Annotated in this window: 21 protein-coding genes; 10 read left to right on the top strand and 11 right to left on the bottom strand. The window is 59.3% G+C overall.

All coding sequences use genetic code 11. The features are described 5' to 3' along the window. Positions 1-128: 128 nt before the first annotated feature. From Q0O99_RS15915 to Q0O99_RS15895, 5 genes are read left to right on the top strand one after another with little or no spacing between them, the layout of a single operon-like run. Positions 129-1304, top strand: a complete 1176-nt coding sequence (locus Q0O99_RS15915) for an efflux RND transporter periplasmic adaptor subunit (protein WP_293752955.1) — start codon at positions 129-131, stop codon at positions 1302-1304. A 13-nt stretch (positions 1305-1317) separates the two neighbouring features. Beyond that, positions 1318-4470 carry an efflux RND transporter permease subunit gene (locus tag Q0O99_RS15910; RefSeq protein ID WP_293752954.1) on the top strand — a complete coding sequence of 1051 codons (3153 nt, stop codon included), beginning with the start codon at positions 1318-1320 and terminating at the stop codon, positions 4468-4470. A 43-nt stretch (positions 4471-4513) separates the two neighbouring features. Next, the gene (locus Q0O99_RS15905; RefSeq protein ID WP_293752953.1) at positions 4514-5173 is read left to right on the top strand and encodes a protein-L-isoaspartate O-methyltransferase; all 660 of its coding nucleotides are present in this window, start codon (positions 4514-4516) and stop codon (positions 5171-5173) included. A gap of 8 nt (positions 5174-5181) precedes the next feature. Beyond that, a complete protein-coding gene (locus Q0O99_RS15900) occupies positions 5182-5511 on the top strand; it encodes a rhodanese-like domain-containing protein (RefSeq protein ID WP_293752952.1) in 330 nt (109 codons plus the stop codon). Positions 5512-5560: 49 nt separating this feature from the next. Further along, positions 5561-6877 (top strand): TolC family outer membrane protein, encoded by a 1317-nt coding sequence (locus Q0O99_RS15895; protein ID WP_293752951.1) that lies wholly within the window; start codon positions 5561-5563, stop codon positions 6875-6877. 73 nt (positions 6878-6950) lie between these two features. Here the strand turns inward: Q0O99_RS15895 and Q0O99_RS15890 are convergent, their stop codons facing one another. Together Q0O99_RS15890 and Q0O99_RS15885 are read right to left on the bottom strand one after the other, a co-directional pair. Continuing rightward, positions 6951-8225 (bottom strand): 3-deoxy-D-manno-octulosonic acid transferase, encoded by a 1275-nt coding sequence (locus Q0O99_RS15890; protein ID WP_293752956.1) that lies wholly within the window; start codon positions 8223-8225, stop codon positions 6951-6953. Positions 8226-8281: 56 nt separating this feature from the next. After that, positions 8282-9346: a glycosyltransferase family 4 protein gene (locus Q0O99_RS15885; protein WP_293752950.1), complete on the bottom strand. Its 1065-nt coding sequence runs from the start codon at positions 9344-9346 to the stop codon at positions 8282-8284. A gap of 119 nt (positions 9347-9465) precedes the next feature. Between Q0O99_RS15885 and Q0O99_RS15880 the strand changes: the two genes are divergently transcribed. Continuing rightward, on the top strand, positions 9466-10260 hold the full coding sequence (locus tag Q0O99_RS15880; protein WP_293752949.1) for a glycosyltransferase family 25 protein: 795 nt from the start codon (positions 9466-9468) through the stop codon (positions 10258-10260). Position 10261: 1 nt separating this feature from the next. Here Q0O99_RS15880 and Q0O99_RS15875 read toward each other — a convergent pair whose 3' ends face one another. The 5 genes from Q0O99_RS15875 to Q0O99_RS15855 are packed head-to-tail and all read right to left on the bottom strand — an operon-like array spanning position 10262 to position 15710. Further along, the gene (locus Q0O99_RS15875) at positions 10262-11176 is read right to left on the bottom strand and encodes a glycosyltransferase family A protein (RefSeq protein WP_293752948.1); all 915 of its coding nucleotides are present in this window, start codon (positions 11174-11176) and stop codon (positions 10262-10264) included. After that, complete coding sequence (locus Q0O99_RS15870) at positions 11173-12186, bottom strand: hypothetical protein (protein ID WP_293752947.1); 1014 nt, start codon at positions 12184-12186, stop codon at positions 11173-11175. Before Q0O99_RS15870 ends, Q0O99_RS15875 begins: the two co-directional genes overlap by 4 nt. Beyond that, the gene (locus Q0O99_RS15865) at positions 12177-13448 is read right to left on the bottom strand and encodes an O-antigen ligase (protein WP_293752946.1); all 1272 of its coding nucleotides are present in this window, start codon (positions 13446-13448) and stop codon (positions 12177-12179) included. Before Q0O99_RS15865 ends, Q0O99_RS15870 begins: the two co-directional genes overlap by 10 nt. Then, positions 13435-14298 carry a glycosyltransferase family 2 protein gene (locus tag Q0O99_RS15860; RefSeq protein WP_293752945.1) on the bottom strand — a complete coding sequence of 288 codons (864 nt, stop codon included), beginning with the start codon at positions 14296-14298 and terminating at the stop codon, positions 13435-13437. Before Q0O99_RS15860 ends, Q0O99_RS15865 begins: the two co-directional genes overlap by 14 nt. An 8-nt stretch (positions 14299-14306) precedes the next feature. Further along, entirely contained in the window at positions 14307-15710 is a 1404-nt protein-coding gene (locus tag Q0O99_RS15855) for a phosphomannomutase/phosphoglucomutase (protein WP_293752944.1), read from the bottom strand. A 108-nt stretch (positions 15711-15818) separates the two neighbouring features. Between Q0O99_RS15855 and Q0O99_RS15850 the strand changes: the two genes are divergently transcribed. The 3 genes from Q0O99_RS15850 to Q0O99_RS15840 are packed head-to-tail and all read left to right on the top strand — an operon-like array spanning position 15819 to position 18195. Next, positions 15819-16319 (top strand): methylated-DNA--[protein]-cysteine S-methyltransferase, encoded by a 501-nt coding sequence (locus Q0O99_RS15850; RefSeq protein WP_293752943.1) that lies wholly within the window; start codon positions 15819-15821, stop codon positions 16317-16319. A 10-nt stretch (positions 16320-16329) separates the two neighbouring features. After that, positions 16330-17226, top strand: coding sequence for a DMT family transporter (locus Q0O99_RS15845; protein ID WP_293752942.1), 897 nt, complete (start codon positions 16330-16332; stop codon positions 17224-17226). Between the two features lie 21 nt (positions 17227-17247). Further along, on the top strand, positions 17248-18195 hold the full coding sequence (locus Q0O99_RS15840; protein WP_293752941.1) for a hypothetical protein: 948 nt from the start codon (positions 17248-17250) through the stop codon (positions 18193-18195). On the opposite strand, the gene Q0O99_RS15835 is transcribed toward Q0O99_RS15840, so the two are convergent. Beyond that, positions 18170-19231, bottom strand: a complete 1062-nt coding sequence (locus tag Q0O99_RS15835; protein WP_293752940.1) for an RNA methyltransferase — start codon at positions 19229-19231, stop codon at positions 18170-18172. The genes Q0O99_RS15840 and Q0O99_RS15835 overlap by 26 nt on opposite strands. Positions 19232-19242: 11 nt before the next feature. After that, the gene (locus tag Q0O99_RS15830) at positions 19243-19464 is read right to left on the bottom strand and encodes a SlyX family protein (RefSeq protein WP_293752939.1); all 222 of its coding nucleotides are present in this window, start codon (positions 19462-19464) and stop codon (positions 19243-19245) included. A 189-nt stretch (positions 19465-19653) separates the two neighbouring features. Here Q0O99_RS15830 and metK point away from each other — a divergent pair, with 189 nt between their 5' ends. After that, positions 19654-20835, top strand: a complete 1182-nt coding sequence (gene metK, locus Q0O99_RS15825) for a methionine adenosyltransferase (protein ID WP_293752938.1) — start codon at positions 19654-19656, stop codon at positions 20833-20835. A 52-nt stretch (positions 20836-20887) separates the two neighbouring features. Here metK and Q0O99_RS15820 read toward each other — a convergent pair whose 3' ends face one another. Together Q0O99_RS15820 and Q0O99_RS15815 are read right to left on the bottom strand one after the other, a co-directional pair. Then, positions 20888-22372 carry an amidase gene (locus Q0O99_RS15820; protein ID WP_293752937.1) on the bottom strand — a complete coding sequence of 495 codons (1485 nt, stop codon included), beginning with the start codon at positions 22370-22372 and terminating at the stop codon, positions 20888-20890. Between the two features lie 288 nt (positions 22373-22660). Beyond that, on the bottom strand, positions 22661-24562 hold the full coding sequence (locus Q0O99_RS15815; protein ID WP_293752936.1) for an autotransporter outer membrane beta-barrel domain-containing protein: 1902 nt from the start codon (positions 24560-24562) through the stop codon (positions 22661-22663). Between the last annotated feature and the right edge of the window lie 749 nt (positions 24563-25311).

The raw sequence follows: 25311 nt of genomic DNA, 5'->3' as shown, positions 1-25311 counted from the left end.
ACTCCATGGGGCCGTGCTGCCCCAGCCATGAGCAAATTGACCCGGAAGCCTTCATCTCGCAGCATGCACAATTGTTGGCCCGAGGCCTGTCAAAACCCTGATCCTCATCGGATCAAACCCGTCTCATCATGAAAAAATCAACCCTCTGGATCCTCTCGACCGTGGCTGTGGCCATACTCGTTGCAGGCGGTGCCCGCTGGGCCAGCCAGCGCCAGACGACCACAGCCCCGACGGTGTCCACCGCCGCCTCGGTGCCCCGCATCGAGTTGGCCGCCTCCGATGTCTTCACCGCCCGCACGCAGACCATCAGCCTGGGCATCGCCGTATCAGGCGCCCTCAAGGCCACCCAAAGCGCCACCGTCAAAGCCCGTGTGGCCGGTGAGCTGCAAGAGCTCAGCGTGCGTGAAGGCGACCGTGTGCAAGCAGGGCAAGTCATCGCCCGTATCGAACCAAGCGAGTACCAAGCGCGCGTGCGCCAGGGGCAGCAGCAAGCCGATGCAGCCAAAGCCCAGGTGGACATTGCGCAGCGCCAGTTTGACAACAACCAGGCCCTGGTGAACCAAGGCTTCATTTCGCAAACCGCCCTGCTCAACTCCCAGGCCAGCCTGAATGGGGCCAAGGCCACGCACGCAGCGGCACTGGCGGCGCTGGACCTGGCCGACAAGTCGCTGGCCGACGCCACGCTGCGCTCGCCCTTGTCGGGCGTGGTGGCGCAGCGCCTGGCGCAACCGGGCGAACGCGTGGCCATCGAGGCCCGGTTGGTCGAGGTGATCAACCTCTCGCAACTGGAGATGGAAGCGGCCCTGACAGCCGAAGACGCCAGCCGCGTGCGGGTAGGCATGGCAGCGCAGTTGCAGGTGGAAGGCGTGGCCCAACCGGTGCCGGCCAAAGTCTTGCGCATCAACCCCAGCGCCCAAATGGGCAGCCGCAGCGTCGTGGTTTACTTGGGCGTCCAAGGCCGCGCAGGCTTGCGCCAAGGGCTGTTCGCCCAGGGCACCCTGGAAACGCAAAGCCTGCAGGTGCTGGCCGTGCCCGTGACCAGCGTGCGCACCGACAAACCGCAGCCGTATGTTCAGGTGGTGAAAGACGGCCTGGTGCGGCATATCACGGTACGGACCGGCGAGCGCAGCGAAGGTGAGCGACAAAACCTGGTGGCCGTGACCGGCGTGTCCGAAGGAGAGCAAGTGCTGTCGGGCAGCGTGGGTGCGTTGCGTGAAGGCGTTCAAGTCCAGTTCACGGTGACGGCCATGTCAGGTTTGACCCCGGCTGCGGCGCAAACCACCCCTGCCAGCGCAGCGAAATAACAGGGTCGACAGCATGTGGTTCACCCGTGTCAGTTTGCAAAATCCGGTTTTTGCCACCATGGTCATGTTGGCCCTGGTGGTGATGGGCATCTTCTCTTTCCAGCGTCTCAAAGTCGATCAATTTCCCAACATCGACTTTCCGGTGGTGGTCATCAGCACCGAATACCCCGGGGCCTCGCCCGAGATCGTGGAGAACGAAGTCTCCAAAAAGATCGAGGAAGGCGTCAACTCGATCGCCGGCATCAGCGCCCTGACCTCTCGCAGCTACGAAAACCAGTCGGTGGTGATCATGGAGTTTCAACTGCAGATCGACGGCCGCAAAGCGGCGGAAGATGTGCGCGAAAAAGTCGCCTCGCTGCGCCCTCTGCTGCGCACCGAAGTCAAAGAACCTCGGGTGCTGCGCTTTGATCCTTCCAGCCGCGCCGTGTGGTCGCTGGCGGTGATTCCCGATGGCAACCTGCTCAATGCGGTCGAGCTGACCAATTGGTCCGAGCAGGTGCTGAAAAAGCGCTTGGAAAACGTGCGGGGTGTGGGCTCGGTCACTTTGGTGGGCGGCAGCAAACGCGAGATCAACCTGTATTTGCAACCGGCCAACATGGAGGCCTTGGGCGTCACCGCCGAGCAGGTGGTCACCGCCGTGCGCAACGAAAACCAGGATTTGCCCGTGGGCGCGATCCGCTCGCTGGAACAAGAGCGCATCGTGCAAATCAGCTCGCGCATGCAAAGGCCCGAGGACTTTGGCCGCATCATCGTGGCGCGCAAAAACGGCACCCCCATTCGCTTGTCTCAGGTGGCCACGGTGCAAGACGGCGCGCAAGAGTTGGAAAGCCTGGCGCTCTACAACGGCCAACGCACCCTTTTGATGTCGGTGCAAAAGTCACAGGACGAAAACACCATCCAGGTGGTCGATGGCCTGATCAAGGCCGTGGCCGAGTTGCAAGGCCAACTGCCGCCGGGCATCCAGCTCGAGCCCATCACCGACAACTCGCGGCCCATCCGCATCTCGGTGAACAACGTGCGCCAGACCCTGATCGAAGGGGCCATACTCACGGTGCTGATCGTGTTCTTGTTCCTGAACTCCTGGCGCTCCACTGTCATCACGGGCCTGACGCTGCCGATCTCGCTGATCGGCACCTTCATGTTCATGCAGATGTTCGGCTTCACCATCAACATGATCACGCTGATGGCGCTGAGCCTGTGCGTGGGCCTGCTGATCGACGACGCCATCGTGGTGCGCGAGAACATCGTGCGCCATGTGCAAATGGGCAAAAACGCCTACAAGGCCTCTTTGGAGGGCACCCAAGAAATTGGCCTGGCCGTGCTGGCCACCACTTTGTCCATCGTGGCGGTTTTTTTACCGATCGGCTTCATGGAAGGCATCATCGGCAAGTTCTTCCACGAGTTCGGCATCACCATCGTGGCGGCCGTGATGATCTCGATGTTTGTGAGCTTCACGCTCGACCCGATGCTGTCCAGCATCTGGCACGACCCGGCCATCGACGCGCAGGGCAAAAACCGCCCCCCCGTGGGCTGGTACGACAAAAGCATTGGCCGCGTGACCGGCTGGTTTGACCGAGGCACCGAGCGCCTGGCCGAAGGCTACCAAGGCATCTTGCGCTGGGCGCTGGTGCACCGCAAGTCCACCGTGTTTCTGGCGCTGGGCATTTTCGTGGCCAGCGTGTTCATGGTCCGGCTGCTGGGCACCGAGTTTGTGCCCAAAGCTGATTTTTCTGAAACCTCGGTCAAGTTCGAAACCCCGGTGGGCACCTCGCTTGAAGCCACCGAGGCCAAAACCCGCCAGGTCGAGGCGATCCTGCGCGACTTCCCGGAAGTGCGCTACACCCTCAGCACCATCAACACCGCCAATGCGCAGGGCAAGAACAACGTCAACCTCTACATCCGCTTGGTGGACCGCAAAAAACGCAGTCGCAACGCCGACCAGATGTCGGCTGTGCTGCGCGAGCGCCTCAAGCTGGTGCCCGGCATCGCGGTCACGCACACCGGTTTGCTGGACGCGATTGGCGGCAACAAGCAAGTCGAGTTTTCGCTGCAAGGCCCGGACCAAAAAGAGCTGGAACGCCTGGCGCTGCTGGCGCTGGCCAAGGTACGCGACATCCCCGGCTTGGTGGACTTGGACTCCAGCGTGAAACCCAACAAGCCCGTCATCGGCGTGCAAGTGCTGCGCGACGCGGCATCTGATCTGGGCCTGGGCACAGCGCAACTGGCGGGGCCCCTGCGCACTTTGGTGGCCGGTCAAAGCGTAGGCAACTGGCGTGCCCCGGACGACCAGACCTACGACGTGAACGTGCGCCTCTCGCCTGAGGCCCGCAACAGCCCGCAAGACCTGGAACGATTGCCCTTCATGGTGACTGCGCCCGATGGCAGCCCACGCACCGTGCGCCTGGGCCAAGTGGCCCACGTCAGTGAGACCACGGGTTCGAACCAGATCAACCGCCGCGACATGATGCGCGAAGTGGCCATCAACGCCAACGTGTTCGGACGCTCTGCAGGTGAGGTCTCGGCCGATGTGCGCAAAGCCATGGACAGCCTGAACTTGCCGCCCGGCTACCGTTACAGCTTTGGCGGCTCCACCAAGAGCATGGGCGAGTCCTTTGGCTACGCTTTGTCGGCTCTGGTCATGGCGGTGATATTCATTTACATGATCTTGGCCAGCCAGTTCAAAAGCTTCCTGCAGCCCCTGGCTTTGATGACCTCCCTGCCGCTGACCTTGATTGGCGTGGTGCTGGCCCTGATGGCTTTTCGCTCGACCTTATCGATGTTCTCCCTCATCGGCGTGATCATGCTCATGGGCCTGGTGACCAAAAACGCCATCTTGCTGGTCGACTTTGCCATCCGCGCCCGGGAAGACGGCCTGGAGCGCAGCGAAGCGCTGCTGCTGGCGGCCAAGGTGCGGCTGCGCCCGATTTTGATGACCACTTTGGCCATGATTTTCGGCATGGTGCCGCTGGCCTTTGCGCTGAGCGAAGGCGCCGAGCAACGCGCGCCCATGGGCCAGGCCGTGATTGGCGGGGTCATCACCTCGTCGCTGCTGACACTGGTGGTGGTGCCGGTCGTGTACTGCTACATGGACGATCTGGCCCAATGGCTGTGTGCCAAGGCAGGCCTTGCTCCGGCCCGTCAGGCTCAGGACACGAGCGCCCCTTAAAATCAACGGATATTTGACCAAGACCCCCGCAGGAGTAATTAAAATGGATATGAACCAGGCGCGCTTCAACATGATTGAGCAGCAAATCCGCCCGTGGGAAGTGCTGGACCCGCAAGTGCTGGCTCTGCTGTCCACCGTTCGCCGCGAAGACTTTGTGCCCCTGGCGCACAAGGCCCTGGCTTTTGTCGACATGGAGATACCGCTGGGCACCCTGCCCCACCAGGTCATGCTCGCCCCGCGCGTGCAGGCGAGGTTGCTGCAAGACCTGGGGGTGCAAAAAACCGACAAGGTGCTGGACATCGGCACTGGCTCGGGCTTCATGGCCGCCTTGTTGGCGCACCAGGCGGCCAGTGTGCTGAGCCTGGAGATCGACCCGGCTTTGGCCACGCAGGCCCAAGCCAACTTGCAAAGGGCCGGTGTGAGCAACGTGGTGGTACGCACAGCCGATGGCAGCCAAGGCGCTGCCGCCGACGGTCCGTTTGACGTGATCCTGATCAGTGGTTCCGTGGCCGAAGTGCCCGCCGCCTTGTTGCAGCAACTCTCTGTGGGGGGGCGCCTCGCCGCCATCGTGGGCGACGAACCCATGATGCGCGCCACCCTCATCAGCCGCACCCACGCCAACAGCTGGACCACCACCGAGCCCTGGGACTGCAACGCCCCGCGCCTGTCCGGCTTTGCCGAGCCTTCGCGCTTCAAATTCTGAGACGCCCCATGCAGCAAATCTACCCAGCCCAAATCGCTGAATGGGCCAGTCAACAGGACCAGCGCCCCGTCTTGCTCGATGTGCGCGAGGGCTGGGAGGTGCAAACCGCCAGCGCCCAGCCCGAAGGCCTGGACTTGCTGCACATGCCCATGCAAACCATCCCGGCACGCTTGGACGAACTCGACAAAACCCGCCCGATTGCCTGCCTGTGTCACCACGGCTCGCGCAGCATGCAAGTGGCCAGCTTCTTGCTGCAGCACGGCTTTGAGGTGGTCAATGTGGCCGGCGGCATTCACGCCTGGTCGGCGCAAGTGGACCCCAGCATCCCCGTTTATTGAATCAGCTTTTGGCCCCCTGTGGGACCGACATTTTTTACAAAGACACGCCATGAAACTGCGCACCCTGCCCCTGACGTTGGCCTTGATGACCGCCTTTGCAGGCACCGCACAGGCCCAGAGCCTGTCCACCCTGTACCAGGCGGCCAAAGGCCACGACGCCACTTTCAAGGCCGTGCGCTCGCAGTATGAAGCCGCGCTGGCCAAGGCCGAGCAAGCCAAAGCCTTGCTGCGGCCCACTGCGGGTTTGGGGGGCAATCTGTCCGAGTCCAATCTGGACAACCAATCCAATGCCATGGGCAGTGGTGCGTTCGGCACCCGCAGTTTGTCGGTCAATGGCAGCCACCCCCTCTATCGCCCGGCCAACCTGGCCAGCTTCGCACAAGGGATGAAACAAGTCGACTTGGCCCAGGCCCAGCTCAAAGCGGCCGAGCAGGAACTGATGGTGCGCACCAGCCAGGCCTACTTTGATGTGCTGACGGCGCAAGAAAGCCTGAGCTTCGTCAAGGCGCAAAAGACAGCCGTGTCTGAACAGCTGGCCGCGGCCAAGCGCAACTTCGAAGTCGGCACCGCCACCATCACCGACACGCGTGAAGCCCAGGCCCGCTTTGACCTGGTCACAGCACAAGAAATCGCCGCCGACAACGACCTGCAGGTCAAACGGCTGGCACTCGACCAAACCGTGGGCATCGCCCAGATCAAGCCCCTGGGCTTGCAAGCTGCGGCCGACATCGCCCGTCTGCACAGCGGAACCATCGATTCATGGGTGGCCCAATCCGACGCCAGCAACACCAGCCTGACACAGGCGCGCATTGCACTGGAAGTGGCTCAACTGGAAATCGACAAAGCCAAAGCGGCTCTCAAGCCCACCGTGGACCTGAACGCCAGCTACGGCATGACACGCTACCGCAACGGCGCGCTGCCCAGTCAACCCCACACCAACACCGCCACCATCGGGGTGGCCTTGAACATGCCGCTTTACACCGGCCAAGCCAGTCAAAACCGCATCCTGGAAACCTTGGCCCTGCAAGACAAAGCCCGCAACGAACTGGACGCGGCCCAGCGCAACGTGGCCCAAGCCACCCGCACCGCCTTTTATGGCGTGCAATCAGGCCTGAGCCAGATCACGGCCTTGCAAGCGGCAGAAGCCTCCAGCCAAAGCGCCTTGGACGCCAACAAACTGGGCTACCAGGTGGGCGTGCGCATCAACATCGACGTGCTCAACAGCCAAAGCCAGTTGTTCCAGACCAAACGCGACCTGGCCAAAGCCCGCCACGATGTGCTGCTGGGCCAGTTGCGGCTGCGCCAATCCAGCGGCACTTTGCAAGACGCCGATTTGCAGGCGGTCAGCGGCTTGCTGCAAAAATAAGTGGTATTGCCCTGCCGCCGGTGCCCTGCAGCCGGGGACGACAAAGTTCTTGGCTTCGCAGGTTGCTAGCGCTTCAGAGCAGTCCGGCAATGGCTTGGGCATAGCGCTTGGCAGCGCCTCGGCTTTGGGCCACCAAATCCAGCCCTTTTTGGCGGGCGATGGCCAGTTCAGCGGGCTGGCGCAGCCAAGCCAGCACCTGGTCCAGCGCGCTGTCCACGTCGCTGACGCGAACTGCAGCCCCCGCTTGCTGGGCGTTTTGGGCGGCTTCAGCAAAATTGAAGGTGTGCGGCCCCATGATGACCGGGCAGCCAAAGGCGGCGGCCTCAATCAGGTTCTGTCCACCCAAAGGCATGAAACTGCCGCCCAGCAAGGCCATGTCGGCGCTCTGAAAATACACCGGCATCTCGCCCAAGCTGTCGCCCAGCCAGACTTGCACCTTGTCGGCGTGAACAGGCCGCGGCTGGCCCCAGTCCCAGTTCGAGCGACGCACAACGCTCAGACCCTGCGCCGCCAACAGATCGTGGACTTCGTCAAAGCGCTGCGGGTGCCTGGGCACCAACAACCAGACCACACCCGCCGCCCGGAACGCGGCCAAGCGGTCCGCCTTGGCCATCAAAGCCTGCAGCCACATGGCCTCTTCACCTTCGCGGGTGCTGGCCAGCATGACCACCGGGCAAGGCAGGCCTTGGTGATGCCATGGTTGGCGCCAGACTTGGGCCAAGGCCAACGCATCGGGCTGGGGCTGCACGTCAAACTTGAGGTTGCCCAACACCGCCTCAACCGTGGCACCCAATTGCCCAAGGCGGGCAGCGTCTTCTGGGCTTTGTGCCCAGACCGCGCTCAAACCCCGATAAGCCGGACGCGACAGCAGCAACCAGCGCAAACCCGAGCGCAGCGACTGGTCGTTGAGCCTGGCATTGGCCAGCGCCAAGGGCACCCGCACCTGCACGCAAGCTTGCACCAGCACAGGCCAAACCTCGGTCTCCATCAGGATGCCCAGCCGGGGCCGGTGGTGCTGCAAAAAACGCCGGGTGGCCTCGGGTGTGTCCCAGGGCAGCCAAGCTTGTGCATCGCCAGGGCGCAACAAAGACTGCCCCTGCGCCCAGCCTGTGGCCGTGCTGTGGGTCAACAGCAAACGCATGTCGGGCCCAACAGCGCGCAAGGCCTCGATCAGGATGGCGGCAGCCCGCGTCTCCCCCAAGGAGACGGCATGCACCCAGATGCGCCCGGGCTCAGGCGAAAGGCCATCGTACAAGCCAAAGCGCTCGGGCATGTTCATCAGATAGCCAGGCTCTTGCAGGCCCCGGCGGCGAAGTTTGCGGCGCAGCAAGGGCTGCAAGGCGCGCATCATGACGCCGTAGGCCCACAGCACCAGGCGTTCTGTCCAGGACAAGTCCATCGCCATCAAGGCCGGGGGGCCTGGTCAAACAATTGCTGGTAGACCCGGCCAATGCCCTCGGCCTCCTTGGCCAACGAGAACACCTGCGACACCCGCTCGCGTGCGGCCTGGCCCATCTGCACGGCCGTGGGCAAATCGGCCAACACCTTTTGCACGGCTTGGGCCAGACCGGGCGCATCGCCGGTATCGACCAGCTCGCCCGTGACACCGGGCAGCACCAGTTGGTCAAACGCCCCGGTGCGCGAACACACCAGCGCACAGCCCGTGGCCGCTGCCTCAAAAGGGGTCAGGCCAAAGGGTTCGTAACGCGGGCAAGCCACGCACAGCAGGCAACGTTGGTACCACCGATGCACCTCGCCAGCGGGCACTTCGCCCAAAAACACGATGCGCTCAGACAGTCCCGCCTGCGCAATCTTGTCGATCAGGGCTTGTTGATAGGCTTGGTGCTGAGGCTGGACCAGCCCGGCAATCACCGCAGTGGCACCCGGCAGATGCGGCAGTGCCTCGATCATGGCATCCACAAACACATCGCTGCCTTTGTCGGGCCGAACGCGGCCAAACACGCCCATGCCGTACTGCCCGGGCAGCCCGGAATCGGCCCAGGCCTTGAGCTTGTCGGGCGACGGCGCAAAGCGCGACAGGTCAATGCCGTGGGGCACCACGGCGGTGGTGTTGGGCACAAAGGAGGCCGCCAGCGGCGTGGTCGAGATGACCGCGTCCATTTTGGAAATCAGCCAGCGGGGAAACCGCCCATGCAAATGCTGCGCAGCCGAGGTGAAGACCAGCTTGATCGGCAAGCGCAACACATCACGGACAAAAATGCCCAGCATCATTTCGGGGTCACGCCGCACATGCCAGATCCGAAACGCCCGCCCGGGCGGCGGCTGGCGCGACAAGGCCAGAGCCTGCTTGGCCGTCATGCCCTCGACCCCATTGGACAGGGTGGTGCCGCAATAGCCCAGACGCCATTGGTGCATTTGCAAAGGAACCAAAGCGTTGATGGTGGCGGACACACCCGTGTAGCGTTGCTTGATGTTGAGGACAATGACGTCGGGGTTGGGATGAAGCACGGGTTCCGAGGCTAAGTGGTTATCGGCAAATTATAGGGAGCGCCATCGGGCACGGGCGCAGGCCTGCCTGGCCGCAGCCCATGCAGGTATATTGGGTCCACGACTGGAAGACGCCACGGATGAAAACCTACATTTTGAATTTGCCCTCGGCGCTGGAGCGCCGCAACTTTCAGGCGCTCCAGGCTGAGCGCCTGGGTCTGGATGCACGGTTCATCCATGCAAAAAGTCCAGCCGACATTCCCGATGCGTTTTTTCAGGCCCATGCCTTTTCATGGGAACGCCCCATCAAAATCACCGAAGTGGCCTGTTTCATGAGCCACCACCAAGTGTGGCAACAGATTGCCGACAGCCAAGAACCCGCCTTGGTGCTGGAAGACGACGCCATCCTGGCGCACAGCACACCCGAACTGCTGATCGCCTTGGGTCAGCTGAAGGACGTGGACCACGTTTCACTGGAAACCCGGCAACGCCAAAAACTGCTGGCTCGGCGCTTCAAGCCCATGGAGGGGCTGGATGCCCGCTTGCACCTCCTGCTGCAAGACCGCACGGGAGCCGCCGCTTATGTACTTTGGCCTGCTGGTGCACGCTTGCTGTTGGCCAAATTCGAGCAACAGGGCATGGGCCTGGCCGATGCGTTCATCTCCAGCACCTACGCACTGAAATCGTGGCAAACCGTGCCGGCGTTTGCCATTCAGGCCGATGTGGCCAGCGCCTATGGCGTTTCCTGCCCCATCGCACCCCACTCCCTGATTGCGCGCGAGAAGGTGCCCAGCCCGCCCACCCGAAGCGGCCTGCACGACCTGCAATTGAAATGGCGCAGATTGCGCGGGCAACTGCGCCTGGCCGTTCGGTATCTGAGTTGTTTTTGGCGGGCCCGCCGTCAATTTGTCGGGATTGACGCAGCGCAGTTTTGACTCAACGTTGCCAAAACCGACGCCCCAACAGCTCGAGTTTGTTCAGGATCAATGGCAACCAGCGGGTACGGTAGGCGTTGAATTTATAGGGCTTGCGCACCGTCGGATCGACCGTGTCCACAAAGTCTTCGGCAAAAGGGTACACGACCAAATCTCTTTGCGCGAATGCCAACGAAGCCTGCGCACTCATGTCGTGGAAGGACTTGACGGTGTTGCCCGCCATCTTGACCGCGAGTTTGGCCCCCAAAGTGAGCACGCGTCCACGGTAAGCAGGCTCTTCGGGGACATAAAAGACCCAAGGCTCGGCCACCTGAACCATGTCGCCAAACAACGCGTCTGCCAATGCCCCATTGGCCTCTTCCGACCCCGCAAAGCGCCAGCCACTTTGGCGCAAACGCGCAACATGGAGCACCGCGATGTCGGCATACTTCTGAGGCACTTTGCCGGACTCTTGCGGATCGGCCGACCAACGGTAGCAGCGCAGTGCGGCATCGGGCTGGTAGCGCTGCTGAAAATAGGCTCTTTTGCTGCCCTTCATAAATAAGGGACTGATGAACACCGTTGTCGGACTTTGATCAAAGACCTGGTGAATCCTGGACAGGTCTTCTTGCGCAAAAGGCCTCACCACCTGCAAATCGTCTTGCAGCATCAGCAGGTAATCGGCCTGCGTCCCGTCCAAAGCGGCTTGCATGTTGTTGTAGTAACCACCATGGCGGTCCTCGCCCGCGGACTTCATGTGCCGGACAGCCTCACCCAAAGTCTGCAAATAAGCCACGGTCTCAGGCTCATCGCTCCCGTCGTCATAGACCGTCCAGTCGATCCTGGGCATATTGCGTTCCACAGAGTCAACGCAGTTTTTCAGGTAGGCACCCCGGTTGTAAGAAAAAATGGCAATGTGCAGGCGGGGTGAGGTCATGCTGGCAAACCGTTCGTATTCAAGTCCATGGCATTCAGGAATGCAAGCATGTCTTTGCGCTCTTGCTCATCAGAGTAAGTGTCGGCCAATGTTCGAATGGTCGTCATGGGCAAGTCAAACTGCCCGGCTTGGTCGATGGCCTGCACTTTGTCGAGCACACGCTGGGCGAATCCCGCAACGTCGCCAGAGGCCACTTCCTCAAAAATTTCGGGCCTCCAGTATTCCGTGGCGCCCTGACCTGTGTAACCGATCACTTGGTTGCCGCTGAGTGCGGCTTCCAGAGGGGGCAAGGGACAGCCCTCAAAATGGCTAAAAGCCATGAAGATTTTGGAACGCTTGAGCAAAACCGCAACCTGCACCTCGTTCAAGCCATCGATGGGCACTATTTTCCAATGCGCGGGCAAATGGTGACGCAAGAAAAACAAGACTTTGGACGAATGGTCAGCCAGCTTGCGCGGCATGTACGTGATGATGTTTTCCTTGGTCTGGTCAGGCCAAAAGCGCTTTGCATCGACCGAATAATGGACGCGCAGTATCTTGTGCTCGACCCCAGGAAACGCCAGCGCTACGCACCGACTGGCATCGTCTGAAATGGTCAATATGCACCGCGCCGATTGGTAGGCCCCATCGAGATCTGCAGGTTGCCCTTTGGTGATGTAGTAGCCGTTTTGCACATAGATGGCATAGCTCACCCCCATGTTCGCCAATTGGGTGCCGTATTTTCGTGCCCAAAGTTCAGGAATCACCACCATGTGCCTCTGGGCATCAAATACCCCCGTCACATTGGAAAAAGAAGGTTTGCCCATCCATCTGAGTTTGAAGAATGCCCTCTTCAAAGGCACCTGCGATTCAAACCAGCGCACCCTGAAAAACCAGGTGTTGGGGTGCATCACCGCAGCGGAAAACCCACGCGACTGACCCAATTTGTGAATCAATTCAGCCTGTCTGTATATGACTTTGACCCCGCCGATGGCTTTTTTGATGGCAGGGCACAAAAAGATCAGTTCCATGTTTGCACCTTCTTTTCTTTCGCGGCCAAAATGATCAGCCCCAAGAGCATCACCGACATGGCGCAGAAAAAGTACCGAAAGGCGTTGCGCCCCAAAGCATTGACCGTCAAACCGAACTCAAAATACAGCGCCACCAGCAGCATGCCCAACAAGGCATAGGCGAAGGCCTGTGCCCCCTGCTTTTGACAAAGCCAAAACCCGGCAAAAACACCCCCATACAAAGCCAGCACAGACAGCACGCCGACCAAGCCGGACACCGCCGCATAGTGCAGCAGGTCATTTTCAAAGACAGGCGCAATACCGGCTGGCACATTGAATGGTTTCAGATGCTCAGCGAGCATGGACAAAGCGCCCCCCCCAGACCAGCCCAGAATGGGACGCTGCGCAAACAGCTGCAGGGCATACGACCACAACTCCAGGCGAATGCTGACGGACCAATCGGTGACCTGACCTGTCTCGAACCACAGATGAATCTTGCCCCAGATGCCTTCAAGCCGTCCCCGCACCAGTTCCTCCGGGGCCAGCCACACGCCTTTGACCACCAATCCCGCTATCAACGCCACCCCTAGGCATCGCCAAAGTAACGGTTTACCCGCCGTGACGCGCCAAACAAACACCAACAAAACCATGATGATCGACAACCAGCCCCCCTTGGATCCGCTAAGCAAAGAGCCCCACACGCCCATGGCTGCGCCGCATGACAAAAAAATTCGCATCCAAAGCTGGGTTTTGGCTTGTTCGAAATACAACAGCCCAAACAAGGCAATACAGGCCAGCACCACCGACAGATCCCCAAAAATGATCGGGTGGTTCATGGCGCCCATGGCACGCCCCGTCAAAAGCACCAGACTTTCGTAACTGGCCAATGCCCCGGCCAGCACGGCAGCGGTCGCCGCGCCCATCCACAAAACAACAGGCTGCAAGCGGGCTTTGAGCACACCATGCAACATCAAGGGTGACAATAAAAAAGGGATGTACGCTTCGTAATGGCCGGGCCTGTAGTCGTACCAAATTCCCAGGAAAAAGCCCACCGCCACAAAAATGGCCATGCCCATGGCCATGGTGCGCACCGCAGGACTGTCCCAAACCTTGGCCAGATCGGTGCGCAAGTGTTTGAATGACCACAAACCCATGCCAGCCAAACACAGGGCCAACAGCATGGGCCCACCCGGCAGGACCAACACCGAAGACAGGCACGCAAAAACCAAGCCGTTTTGGATGCGCTCTCGCTGCGTCAACGAAGCCATGTCAATGCGCAACATGAGCTGTCCAGCGCATCAAACCCATCCACCGACCCCACATCCGGCACAGGCGTTTGGGTGACAACAACAAAGCCCGCAGTGGCAATGCCAAACCGGTGCTCCACAGCAAGCGGCGGCGCTGAATGAGGGCTTGCGCGAGGGTGCCGTGTTTGTGCTCAAAAATGAGCTTGGACTGGGCATGGTGGAATCCGCGCACGTACTCACTTTTCCAAGGTGCACGTCCCTTCACGGACCCCCGCGAGCGGTGCAAGGCTTGGATGGACGGCACCACCACCATGGGCAAGCGGGCCTTGAAAAGACGCAGGCACAGGTCATCGTCTTCGTAATAGAGGAAGAAGTGTTCGTCAAAAAATCCGACAGTGGCAAAACGATCCATGCGAAACAACATGGCCGCACCGCACACAAACCCGACACAAGCAGGCCCCTCGGCAGCCGGCCCCCGCGATGCCCACAAAGTGTGCGGCCAGCGGTAATTCACTTCGGCTTGGCCCCTGGGTCCCACCAGTTGTGGTGCCAATAAGGCGGCTTCAGGCATCTCTTGTGCCACGTTCATCAGCGCCAGCAAGTCCGCTTTTGAGATTTCACAGTCGGGGTTGAGCAAAAAAGCAAACGGCGTGCTGACCCCGGCCAAAGCGCGGTTGTTGGCAGCGCCAAAGCCCAAGTTCAAGGGGTGCGACAACACTTGGACCTGAGGCCACAGGGCGCGGGCCTGCTCGGGTGTGCCATCGTTGCTGGCATTGTCTGAAATGATGACGCGCGGGCAGTGTTGCAACAGGGCGTTCAAGCCTGCCAGGCAATGGGCACTGTGGTGGGTCACCACGACCACCGTCACTTGTTCCAGACCAAACATGGGCATGCTCAATGCACCGCCGCCTGAATTTGCGCATCAGGTTTGACCGAGCGCAGCAGCGCCAGCATCTCGGCCTCGATGCGGTGCAACGCAGCTTCCGTCTGCCCCTCAAAGCGCAGCACCAGCACCGGCGTGGTGTTGGAGGCGCGGATCAGGCCAAAGCCATCGGGCCAGTCCACACGCAGGCCATCGATGGTGAACACCTGAGCAGGTGCCTGGAAGGCATCGCCGGCCAGCCCCTGCAAAGCGCGGGTCACGCTGTGTGGCTCACCTTCGGCGCAGGCCACGTTCAGCTCGGGCGTGCTGAAGCTGGTGGGCAAGGCATTCAAGACGGTATTGGCATCGGGCGCTTGGCTGACGATTTCGAGCAAGCGGCAACCGGCGTAAGTGCCATCGTCAAAACCATACCAGCGCTCTTTGAAGAAAATGTGGCCACTCATCTCGCCACCCAAGGGGGCCTGCCCTCCTGCGGCTTCGATGGCCCGCATTTGGGCCTTGATCAGGGAATGACCCGTCTTGTACATCAAGGGCTTGCCACCTGCGGCCTCGATGGCCGGGGCCAAGCGCTGGGAGCACTTCACGTCAAACAAAATGGTGCCGCCTGGCACGCGGCTGAGCACGTCTTGCGCGAACAACTGCATCTGGCGGTCGGGGTAGATGTTGTTACCGTCTTGGGTCACGATGCCCAATCGGTCGCCGTCGCCGTCAAAGGCCAGGCCCAATTCGGCCCCGCTGGTTTTCAGGGCCGCGATCAGGTCTTGCAGGTTTTCCGGCTTGCTGGGGTCGGGGTGGTGGTTGGGGAAGTTGCCGTCCACCTCGCTGAACAGTTCGATCACTTCGCAGCCCAAAGCGCGGAAGATGCCGGGGGCCGAGGCGCCAGCAATGCCGTTGCCCGAGTCGATCACGATCTTCATCGGGCGCGACAACTTCACGTCGCCCACGATGCGCTGCGTGTAGTTGGCCAGCACGTCCAAGTGCGTCACGCTGCCGCCATCCGTCAGCTGCCAGGTTTCAGCTTCCATCATCTGGCGCAGGCCCTGGATTTCGTCGCCATAAATGGCGCGGCCACCCAGCACCATCTTGAAACCGTTGTAGTCCTTGGGGTTGTGGCTGCCCGTCACCTGAATGCCGCTTTGGCAAGCGGTGTTGGCCGCAAAGTACAGCATGGGTGTGGTGGCCAAACCGATGTCGATGACCTGGATGCCTGCGGCCACCAGACCACGAATCAGCGCGGCCGACAATGCGGGGCCACTCAGGCGGCCGTCGCGCCCCACCGCCACCGTGCTTTGGCCTTGGGCCAGGGCATGCGTGCCAAAGGCCTTGCCCAGGCCCTCGGCCACTTGTTCATTCAAAGTCGACGGCACCACGCCGCGGATGTCGTAGGCTTTGAAAATGGAGGGGGTGATTTGCATGCGCCGTACCTGTCCAAAAGCCTCAGGGGCCTGGTTGATTCTTAAAAGAGATTGTAGGCGGGCCGCGCTACCATCCACTTTGTCCACCATGATTTTCAAAGTTCAAGCATGCCCCCTCTGAGCGCCCTTCGCATCGACAGTCCCTTAGGTCCGATCACGCTGGCGGCCAGCGCCCAAGGCCTGTGTGGCCTGTGGTTTGACGACCAAAAACACGGCCCGACCCAGGCCCAACGCCAGCAATGGTCAAACGATGCGCTCCACCCTTGGCTGAAAAGCGCCGCAGCCCAGGTGCTGGCCTATCTGAGCGGGCAAACCCTGCAATGGGAGGGTCCCCTGGATTTGTCGGCGGGCACCCCGTTTCAGCAATCGGTCTGGCAAGCCCTGCTGCGCATCCCCTCAGGTCAAAGTCAAAGTTACGGCGAACTGGCCCGGCTGCTGGCCCGGCCGAAGGCCGTTCGCGCCGTGGGGGCGGCCGTGGGGCGCAACCCGGTGAGTATCATCGTACCTTGCCACCGCGTCCTGGGCGCCGGTGGCCAACTCACGGGTTACGCAGGCGGGCTGTGGCGAAAACAGGCGCTGCTGCGGCTGGAAGGCCATCCCGGCATTTGACACCCCCTCCATGACATCACCTCACGCCAAAGGCTGGCTGGCCGATTTTTTGATCCTGGCCGCTATCTGGGGCTCGTCCTTTTTGTTCATGCGCGTTGCCGCACTGGAGTTGGGGGCATTGCCTACTGCTGCCCTTCGGGTGGCCATTGCTTCGCTCTTTTTGCTGCCCCTGATGCTGGCCAATGGCCATTGGCAGGCGTTGCGTCAACACTGGAAGCCCGTCCTGTTTGTCGGCGTGCTCAACAGCGGGGTTCCATTTGCCTTGTATTCTTTTGCGGTGATGCACATCACCACGGGTTTTTCATCGATCCTCAATGCCACGGTGCCCCTGTTTGGCGCGTTGGTGGCCTGGGCGTGGCTGGGTGACAAGCCCAGCCTGTCGCGCACGGTGGGTTTGGGCCTGGGTTTTGGCGGTGTCTTGCTGCTGGCCGGTGGGCAAGCCAGCTTCCAACCCAACGCCTCGGGCATTGCACCAGCCTGGGCCGTGTTGGCCTGTCTGGCCGCCACCACCTGCTATGCCTTGGCCGCCAGCTTCACCAAAAAACACATCCCCAACCTGCCGCCGCTGGTCACGGCCACCGGCAGCCAGATCGGGGCCACCTTGGCCCTGGCACTGCCTGCGTTGTGGTTCCACCCGGACCACTGGCCCAGTGCCTCGGCTTGGGGAGCCTTGCTGGTGGTGGGGGTGCTGTGCACCGGCGTGGCCTACATCCTGTACTTCAAGTTGATCGACAACTCGGGGCCTGCCCGCGCCCTGACCGTCACCTTTTTGGTGCCCGTGTTTGCCATCGTTTACGGCGTGCTGTTTTTGGGCGAAAGTGTCACGGCCTGGATGCTGCTGTGCGGCGCGGTGATTTTGCTGGGCACCTCGTTGTCCAGTGGCTTGGTTAAACTGCCCGGGCGTTGACGCCATTCTTGAGGATTCTTCATGCGCAAACCACACTTTGCAGCCCTTCTCAAACCATCGCTGTTGGGCTCCTGGCTGGTGTTGGCTTTTGCCAACGGCGCCAACAGCCAAGTGGTCAACGAACGGGTGGATGTGCCTGTGGTCGGCGAAAAATGCAACGAGCGCGTCAAACAGGTCACGCACGTCACGGCCCAATTGCAATTGCCCAAGGTGGACTCTGCACCCATGCCCGCCGTGGTCATTCTTCACAGCAACGCAGGTGTCATCGGTGTCGGCAACTTTTACGCCCAAGCCTTGAATGCAGCGGGGATTGCCACTCTGGAAGTCGACTCCTTCACCCCCCGGAATGTGAAAAGTGGCAACGACCGCCTCGCGCCGGTCCTTTGCGACCGCCTTCAAGATGCTTGGGGCGCATTGCTTTTGCTTTCGAAAGACCGCCGAATTGACAGCTCGCGCATAGGCGTCACGGGCTTTTCCAGCGGCGGGGCCTTGACCATCATGACCGGCATGGGCGTACGCCCCGCGCGTTTGTCCCGCCGTGATGGCCCGCTGCCACCCGCATTGGTTTATGCCGCACACTTTGCTGTGTATCCCAGTTGCGCCAACCTCATCGACGACCCCGTTCGCATCCGCTCTTGGATCAACCCTGGTCGCCCGCAAAATTGGGGGGCCTCAGGGAAAAAGATTCACCTGGTTTGGGGCTCCAGCGAAGACTTCGACTTTGACCCGCGATCCGATTGCCTGCGGATGGTCCAAGAGTTTCCGGAAATTGCACCCCACCTGAGCTTTCGCATGATCGAAGGGGCCACCCATGCCTTCGATTGGCCCAATCCCCCGCCCCCTGCCTTCAGTCCTTTTGCAAAGGCACAAACGGGCGGCATGGTCAACATGCGCTACTCGGCCAAAGACGCTTTAGAAACCCGCCAAGAAATGGTGGACTTCTTCAAAGCGCAATTGGCAAAGAACTGAGGGGATCGGACGGTTTTTTCCGGAACTGGACCGGGCGCACCACATCGCGCGCCCTGAGCTGGCCACACCCCCCATCCACGTCCTGCCCCGCCGACTGGCGCAGCTTGGTCAGCACGCCGCGCTGGTTCAGCGTGCGGGCAATCGCCGCCGCCTTCTCCCAGCTCGGGCGCGCATAAGGCAAGTCGGACACCGCGTTGTAGGGGATCATGTTCATCAACGCGTATTTGCCTTTCAGCAGACGCACGATGCCATCATTCTCTTCATCGCTGTCGTTCACACCCTCGATCAGCGTCCATTGGTACTGGATCGGGTAGCCGGTGGCGCGGGCATAGGCCTCGCCCGCTTCCACCAAATCTTGCGGGTCAAAGCGCGGGGCTCGGGGCAGCAACTGCGCCCGCAAATCGGTCCGTGTGCTGTGCAGCGACAGTGCCAGCGCAGGCTTGACACGGCCTTGTGGCAAGCGCTCAAACACACGCACATCACCCACGGTGGAAAACACCAAGTTCTTGTGCCCAATGTTGCCCGCCGTGCCCAGCAAGTCAATGGCCTCCATGACCGCGTCCAAGTTGTGCGAGGGCTCGCCCATGCCCATGAACACCACTTTTTTGACCGGCCTGAGCGTGCGGGCCAGCGCCACCTGAGCCACGATCTCGGCGCTGCCCACCTGCCGGATCAGGCCTTCGCGCCCGGTCATGCAAAACACACAACCGACCGCACAGCCCACCTGGGATGACACGCACAAGCCGTCGCGCGGCAGCAGCACGCTTTCGACCGTCTGACCGTCTTGCAAGCCCACCAGCAAACGCGCCGAACCGTCTTGCCCGGGGTGCTGTTCGCGCAGCGTGGCCAGGCCTGCGAGCGTGGCGCTCAGCGCGGGCAAAGCCTCACGCACGGCAGTGGGCATGAAGCTGTGCAGCGGCCTGCGTCCGCTGTCTTGGGGTTTGGCCTGCGCCCACAGGCGCAGCACGCGCTGCTCGTGAAGGGCGTTCGCACCTCGTGCGCGCAAGTGGTCACGGATGTCCTGAACGCTGTGCATCAGGCACCCACTCAGTAATGCGGCGGGATTTCATCGCGCAAGTTGCGCATCTCCGCACCACCGCCCGGTTCGGGCAAGCGATCGCGCATTTGGCGCAGCTCCTGAAAAAGCGCGTCGATTTGCTGCTGCTGGCGGTACACCTGCGCATTGAGCTGGTCCAGCAGGTCTTCGGTAAAACCGGCCTTGATTTCCAAGTCAACCAAGCGGTTTTCAATCGGGGTAGGGATGTCCATGGCCCGTATTGGACATGATTTCCACAAGGAATTGCCAGGCAAGCGGTCTTCTTTTATACTCACCCCCATCGCCGAGTTACTTGAACTACTTGCAGGGCGATTCATAAATTCTGCTAAAGCGTTCGCCAGGCTCCGGGTTTTCAGGGTCGGCAACGCCGACAAACCCCTGAAAATCTAGGAGCTTTTTTCATGTCCAGCAATTTCCTCTTTACCTCGGAATCCGTCTCTGAAGGTCACCCCGACAAGGTCGCCGACCAAATCTCGGACGCGATCCTTGACGCCATCTTCGAGCAAGACCCCCGCAGCCGCGTGGCCGCCGAAACCCTGACCAACACCGGTCTGGTGGTGTTGGCCGGTGAGATCACCACCAACGCGCATGTGGACTACATTCAAGTCGCACGCGACACCATCAAACGCATCGGTTACGACAACACCGACTACGGCATCGACTACAAGGGCTGCGCCGTGATGGTTTGTTACGACAAGCAGTCCAACGACATCGCCCAAGGCGTGAACCACGCGTCGGACGACCACCTCAACATTGGTGCGGGCGATCAGGGTCTGATGTTCGGCTACGCCTGCTCGGAAACGCCAGAGCTGATGCCCGCCCCCATCTATTACGCCCACCGTCTGGTTGAGCGCCAAGCCCAACTGCGCAAGGATGGCCGCTTGCCTTTCTTGCGCCCCGACGCCAAAAGCCAAGTGACCATGCGCTATGTGGACGGCAAGCCGCACAGCATCGACACCGTGGTGCTGTCGACCCAACACAGCCCCGACCAATCGGAAACTGCCACCAAGATGAAAGCCAGCTTCACCGAAGCCATCATCGAAGAGCTCATCAAGCCTGTGTTACCCAAAGAGTGGCTGCTCGACACCAAGTACCTGATCAACCCCACCGGCCGTTTCGTCATCGGCGGCCCCCAGGGTGATTGCGGCCTCACAGGTCGCAAGATCATCGTCGACACCTACGGCGGCGCATGCCCGCACGGTGGCGGCGCGTTCTCGGGCAAAGATCCTTCCAAGGTCGACCGCTCAGCAGCCTACGCCGCCCGCTACGTGGCCAAAAACATCGTGGCCGCAGGCTTGGCAACCAAGTGCCAAATTCAAGTGGCTTACGCCATCGGCGTGGCACGCCCGATGAACATCACGGTGAACACCGAAGGCACAGGCGTGATTTCAGACGACAAGCTGGCCGCCTTGGTGGCCGAGCACTTTGACCTGCGCCCCAAAGGCATCATCCAAATGTTGGACCTGCTTCGCCCAATCTACAGCAAGACCGCTGCCTACGGCCACTTTGGCCGCGACGAGCCCGACTTCACTTGGGAGCGTACTGACCGTGCCGCTGCATTGAAGGCCGCTGCAGGCATGTAAACCACCCTGCGTGTGGCCTACCTGACCGCTCAACATCTGTTGAGCGGTTTTTTTACGCCTGTGCGCTCTTGCTCACATGCACCTGAGGCACACGCCCCGCGTGCCACTGGCCGTCCAAGGCGCGTTCGATCTGTGCGGCCAGTTGCAACAACATGCCGTCGTTGGCCTGTTTGGCCTGCGCATGGATGCCCAAGGGCAAGCCGTTTTCTTGCCGGGCCATGGGCATGGAGATGCCCGGCATGCCGCACAGATTGGTCAGCGGGGTATAGGCAAAGTTGCACCACAGGTGGTTGAACCAATCGAGCACGCTGGGGTTGTCGCTCGTCGTGAGGTATTCCACCGTGCCAATTTTGGGCGTGGGCAATGCGGTGATGGGGGTGAGAATGATGTCCCAATCTTCAAAAAACTGTCCGAACGCCCGCGAGGTGGTGTTAAAAACCGCCTGCATGCGGGCCCGCTCGGTGAAGCTGGTGTTCAGCCCCATTTCCCAAATCTTGATGTTGATCGGCTCGACCAGATCCGCTGGCGGGCGGGCCAAGCCCCGGGGGGCCAGCAAATTGGAGATGGTCTGCGCGAAGTTGCTGATGTAGCACGTCGTCTGCGCTTCAAACGCGGCCCGAAAATTCACCTCGGGCAAGGCCCAGTCCACCTGGTGGCCCAACCCTTCTAAAAAGCGCCCCACGCTCTCCAGTTCGGCCACAAAATGCGGCACCGCCCGAAAATCTCCCCACTCGTGCGACAACGCAATGCGCAGGCGCGGTGGGTCACGCCGAATCAATGTGCTGTAGGGCTCGGTTGGCAACCAGTACGGCATGAACTCGCCCGGGGCACCACCGCGGCAATGGTCAACAAATGCGGCCGTGTCACGCACGGTACGGCTTTGGCAGCCTTGGGTGGAAACCAGTCCGGTCAGGTCCGACGCCGCAGGTGCGATCGAAAACACCCCGCGTGAGGGCTTCAGACCAATATTGCCATTGGCCCCCGCCGGGATGCGGATCGAGCCGCCTCCGTCGGTGGCGTGGGACAAAGGCAGTACGCCCGCCGCCAAAGCCACTGCCGTGCCGGCCGAAGAGCCATAACTGGTGTACTCGGGGTTCCAGGGGTTGCGCGTGACATAGACGGCCGGGTTTTCGGCCGAGCTGCACACGCCAAACTCGGGCGTGGTGGTGCGGCCAATGATGTTCAGGCCCGAGCGCCGAATTTGCGAGGTGAGGAAAGTGTCTGCCGTGGCCCGGTTGCCGCGCATCATCTGGGCCCCCATTTCTTGCAAGCGGCCTTTGAGCGTAGGCCCCAGGTCCTTCATGAAAAAAGGCACACCCACAAATGGCCCAGCCGGATTCATGCCGTCTTGGAGCGGGTCGGCCACCACGTCGTCAAACACCTCCACCACCGCGTGCACCGCCGGGTTGATTTTGGCCACCCCGGCCGCGGCCTGGGCCGCCAGCTCAGCCGGTGAGACATCACCACGCCGCACCCGCTCGGCCAAAGCCACCGCATCGTGCTGCACCCACTCATCCCAAGACATTGCCAACGTCATTCGCACCACCTTTGCTCGAAAGCCACAGACCCAAGCACAGTCCCAAAGCTTGATGGGCCTGTCCCCACCATTGTGCAGGCCAACGGGCACTCAACTTGTAGCCCACGAGACGCTCTTATCCGAGCCAGTTGAACACAGCGCAGCAAGGCAAACGCAAAAAAGCCAACCGGAGAAGGTTGGCTTTTAAGGTATTGGTGGGCTGGCGTCTATTAAAAGATGCCTTGACATCCTCAGCCACCCATTACCGAGATCATCTTTGTTGCACCACGCACTTGAATCCCTCCGACATTACAAGCCAACGCTATAAGTTAACTTTAGGGTTTTGGTTGATACAGCTTGATACTGCTCTTGTCTGTAGATGGCTGTTACGCCAAAGCGTTGATTCTTCTCAAGGTCGTAATAGGCGCCCAGAGTTGCATAAGGTCGTGTTCTGACTGGGTTCAAATTGAAGTTAATCGGAGCTAAACCACTAATGCCAGTTACAGAGTAAGTCCCACTTCTGGCATGGGTATCGGTCTCGACTCCAGCGCTGGCAAAAAAAATTGCTTGAGGGATGACACGATATGTTGCCCTGGCACCAGCCAATAAAGTTGTAGCGTTGATGTTTAATGCAGAATAGGTCAATGGGGCCGTCACGTTTGAGCTTGTTGCCTCAGTATAGCCGCCCATATTATTATGGGTGTAACGTACCCCTACATAAGGCGAAACAATCACTTTGTCCATCAAGCCAAAGCCATACTTAGCCTTGATTTGTGCGCCTTGGCTATTTAAAGTAGAGGTGCCTGAACCTGCTTCAGATGCTCCATCACCAGAACCAACGACGCTACGAGTAATCGTGGTGTTCTTTTGACCATAGGCTGCAGAAACTTTGACTTCGGCACCTGTGCCATCTAAACGCTGGTTCCAGGCACCGAATAAACCAATCACAGGTGTGTTGTTACCCGAATTCACAGTACCGCCAGGATTACTGACTGATAAGTTCTGGTCAGCATAAGCGCCAATGCGGAAATTTTGGTTCAGACGATAAGCCGCAATTAATAATGCGCTGGTGTTACTTAAACCGTTAGCAGTTTGCACTGAAGTATTGCGACCACCAGCAGAAACGCAGATATTGCTTGCACCAAAGACATTACAGTCATTACTAAAGCCATTAGCCAATACTGAGTTTTGTAGTGTGTAAGTGCCTTGCAATACAGAGAGAGTGTTCACTAAAGATTGATTGGTATTGGCGACAGAGGGGGCAATGTAGTAGCTTGACACCAATAAATCCCAAACATGGTTTACGCTTTCAACCTCAGTTAAGGTATAGCTGTAGCCATTAGATATACTGGACAACGATGCGCCATTAATACCTAATTGAGTTCGAGTAACTCCGCTAAGAACTGCAGAGTAAGGTGTAGTACTGACAGCAGATTTTCCAGAAGATAAGGAGGAAATTCCAAAAATGGTATTTCCAGTGTTATTGGTTACATCCAACCGCCCAAAACTGGCGGGGCTGTTAATTATGATGTCGTAGTTTTCTGGCAGTGTCCCATTAAATCTCAGAACAACGCCATTATTAAGATTATTTAAAGTTCCAATAACTCCACTATTAGATAAGTCGAAACCAAATGCACTGGAGATTGTGCCTATATTGGTCAAGGTTTCGATATTGCCGCCATTGTTTAGGCCAGATCCAACAGCACCAATAGACCCGCCCGATGCGTTAAGTAGTGAAGTAATCGTGCCAGTATTGCTTAAACCTTGATTCAAACCGCCAATCCACCCGCTGTTGAAGAAGTTTGAAATGATGCTGTTATTAATAATGCCTATTTGACCGCCAAAACCAAAACTTCTTATGGTCCCAGTATTTCGAAGTGTATCCAAGCTTGCATTATTAATAAATCCATCGCTACCATTGCCTTTAATTATTCCGGCATTTACTAATGCATTACTAGCGCCTGCATTGATAGTCGCTGTGACACCAGCGGTACCTGTAACTGTTACCCCAGCGTCAACCGTCACTACACCAGCGCCATTTAAAACCAAATCTTCACAATCTACAGTTACATTTGTATTGGAAGCGCAAGCTGCGGCATTTATATTAATTGAAAAAAATACCGAAAAGACCACAATGAAGCTTTGGAATAAATGTATCAATACCCTTGTTGAGATGGAAAACATATTAGATTGTTTAGCGTTAACAGACATCAAGGATTTCCTAAGCACGAAAGATTGAGGGGTTTGGACATTAGCCCAAGAGATAAAGAAATTTACAACTGATAACCATGAGCATTTCAAAATTTTTCGCACCAAATAAAGCCCCAAACTTCAAGATTTTGGTTACCGTTGCTCGGACGATTCAAAAATCGGAGCTTGCTATCTTGCTACTTCACGGAAAGTGGGGTATGCCACCGGCACCACTAGACCAACAATTTTAAGAGGCTGGCTGTAAGGTTGTTTCCCCAGAGATGGGGTGGAGTCTTGAGATGGCTCATTCAATGACTTACGAGGCCCCTTTGCAGAGAGTCAGCGCGGAAGTAGAGTCTTCACGGAAGCAAGATACAGCGTTCTCGCATTCGGCATCGGTAAGCATGGGCGTAAGTGCTGCAGATAAAGGTGGGGGGACAAAAGGCATAAAGGGGGTACAAACAGGCTTTTTCTCCTGTTTTTCCTAGATGAACCCCTATTTTGTATCCCCACTTCGACTGACTGTCAATAGCGGCTCCTGTCCTTCATTAGCCCGTAAGTCATTGTGATTTAGCAATCACAAAGGCCGCTAAGTAGTGATACCTAGCGGCCTTTAAACAGGGTGTTGAATCACAACCAAATCTGAGCCAATTTCCGAGCTTTACACGTTGAAAATTGAGCCACGTTGAGAGCTACCCTGCTTATTTTTTATGCAGGGTGGCAGGAGTGATCAACGTGAGTACATTGAGTAAATTGCGCCGTCTTGTTCT

The sequence above is a fragment of the Limnohabitans sp. Rim8 genome (assembly GCF_945901735.1).
Classification (GTDB): Bacteria; Pseudomonadota; Gammaproteobacteria; order Burkholderiales; family Burkholderiaceae_C; genus Limnohabitans_A.
The sequence above is the reverse complement of the archived record's forward strand: the minus strand, read 5'-3'. Positions and strand labels throughout refer to the sequence as shown.

Excerpts from the sequence above, each read along its gene's own strand:
- Q0O99_RS15855 (WP_293752944.1), bottom strand. The coding sequence starts at position 15,710 with ATGCAAATCACCCCCTCCATTTTCAAAGCCTACGACATCCGCGGCGTG.
- Q0O99_RS15890 (WP_293752956.1), bottom strand. The coding sequence starts at position 8,225 with ATGCGCGCCTTGCAGCCCTTGCTGCGCCGCAAACTTCGCCGCCGGGGC.
- Q0O99_RS15870 (WP_293752947.1), bottom strand. The coding sequence starts at position 12,186 with ATGGAACTGATCTTTTTGTGCCCTGCCATCAAAAAAGCCATCGGCGGG.
- Q0O99_RS15915 (WP_293752955.1), top strand. The coding sequence starts at position 129 with ATGAAAAAATCAACCCTCTGGATCCTCTCGACCGTGGCTGTGGCCATA.
- Q0O99_RS15905 (WP_293752953.1), top strand. The coding sequence starts at position 4,514 with ATGGATATGAACCAGGCGCGCTTCAACATGATTGAGCAGCAAATCCGC.
- Q0O99_RS15830 (WP_293752939.1), bottom strand. The coding sequence starts at position 19,464 with ATGGACATCCCTACCCCGATTGAAAACCGCTTGGTTGACTTGGAAATC.
- Q0O99_RS15900 (WP_293752952.1), top strand. The coding sequence starts at position 5,182 with ATGCAGCAAATCTACCCAGCCCAAATCGCTGAATGGGCCAGTCAACAG.
- Q0O99_RS15880 (WP_293752949.1), top strand. The coding sequence starts at position 9,466 with ATGAAAACCTACATTTTGAATTTGCCCTCGGCGCTGGAGCGCCGCAAC.
- metK (WP_293752938.1), top strand. The coding sequence starts at position 19,654 with ATGTCCAGCAATTTCCTCTTTACCTCGGAATCCGTCTCTGAAGGTCAC.
- Q0O99_RS15820 (WP_293752937.1), bottom strand. The coding sequence starts at position 22,372 with ATGACGTTGGCAATGTCTTGGGATGAGTGGGTGCAGCACGATGCGGTG.
- Q0O99_RS15860 (WP_293752945.1), bottom strand. The coding sequence starts at position 14,298 with ATGTTTGGTCTGGAACAAGTGACGGTGGTCGTGGTGACCCACCACAGT.
- Q0O99_RS15850 (WP_293752943.1), top strand. The coding sequence starts at position 15,819 with ATGCCCCCTCTGAGCGCCCTTCGCATCGACAGTCCCTTAGGTCCGATC.
- Q0O99_RS15910 (WP_293752954.1), top strand. The coding sequence starts at position 1,318 with ATGTGGTTCACCCGTGTCAGTTTGCAAAATCCGGTTTTTGCCACCATG.
- Q0O99_RS15875 (WP_293752948.1), bottom strand. The coding sequence starts at position 11,176 with ATGACCTCACCCCGCCTGCACATTGCCATTTTTTCTTACAACCGGGGT.
- Q0O99_RS15865 (WP_293752946.1), bottom strand. The coding sequence starts at position 13,448 with ATGTTGCGCATTGACATGGCTTCGTTGACGCAGCGAGAGCGCATCCAA.
- Q0O99_RS15895 (WP_293752951.1), top strand. The coding sequence starts at position 5,561 with ATGAAACTGCGCACCCTGCCCCTGACGTTGGCCTTGATGACCGCCTTT.
- Q0O99_RS15835 (WP_293752940.1), bottom strand. The coding sequence starts at position 19,231 with ATGCACAGCGTTCAGGACATCCGTGACCACTTGCGCGCACGAGGTGCG.
- Q0O99_RS15815 (WP_293752936.1), bottom strand. The coding sequence starts at position 24,562 with ATGTCTGTTAACGCTAAACAATCTAATATGTTTTCCATCTCAACAAGG.
- Q0O99_RS15845 (WP_293752942.1), top strand. The coding sequence starts at position 16,330 with ATGACATCACCTCACGCCAAAGGCTGGCTGGCCGATTTTTTGATCCTG.
- Q0O99_RS15840 (WP_293752941.1), top strand. The coding sequence starts at position 17,248 with ATGCGCAAACCACACTTTGCAGCCCTTCTCAAACCATCGCTGTTGGGC.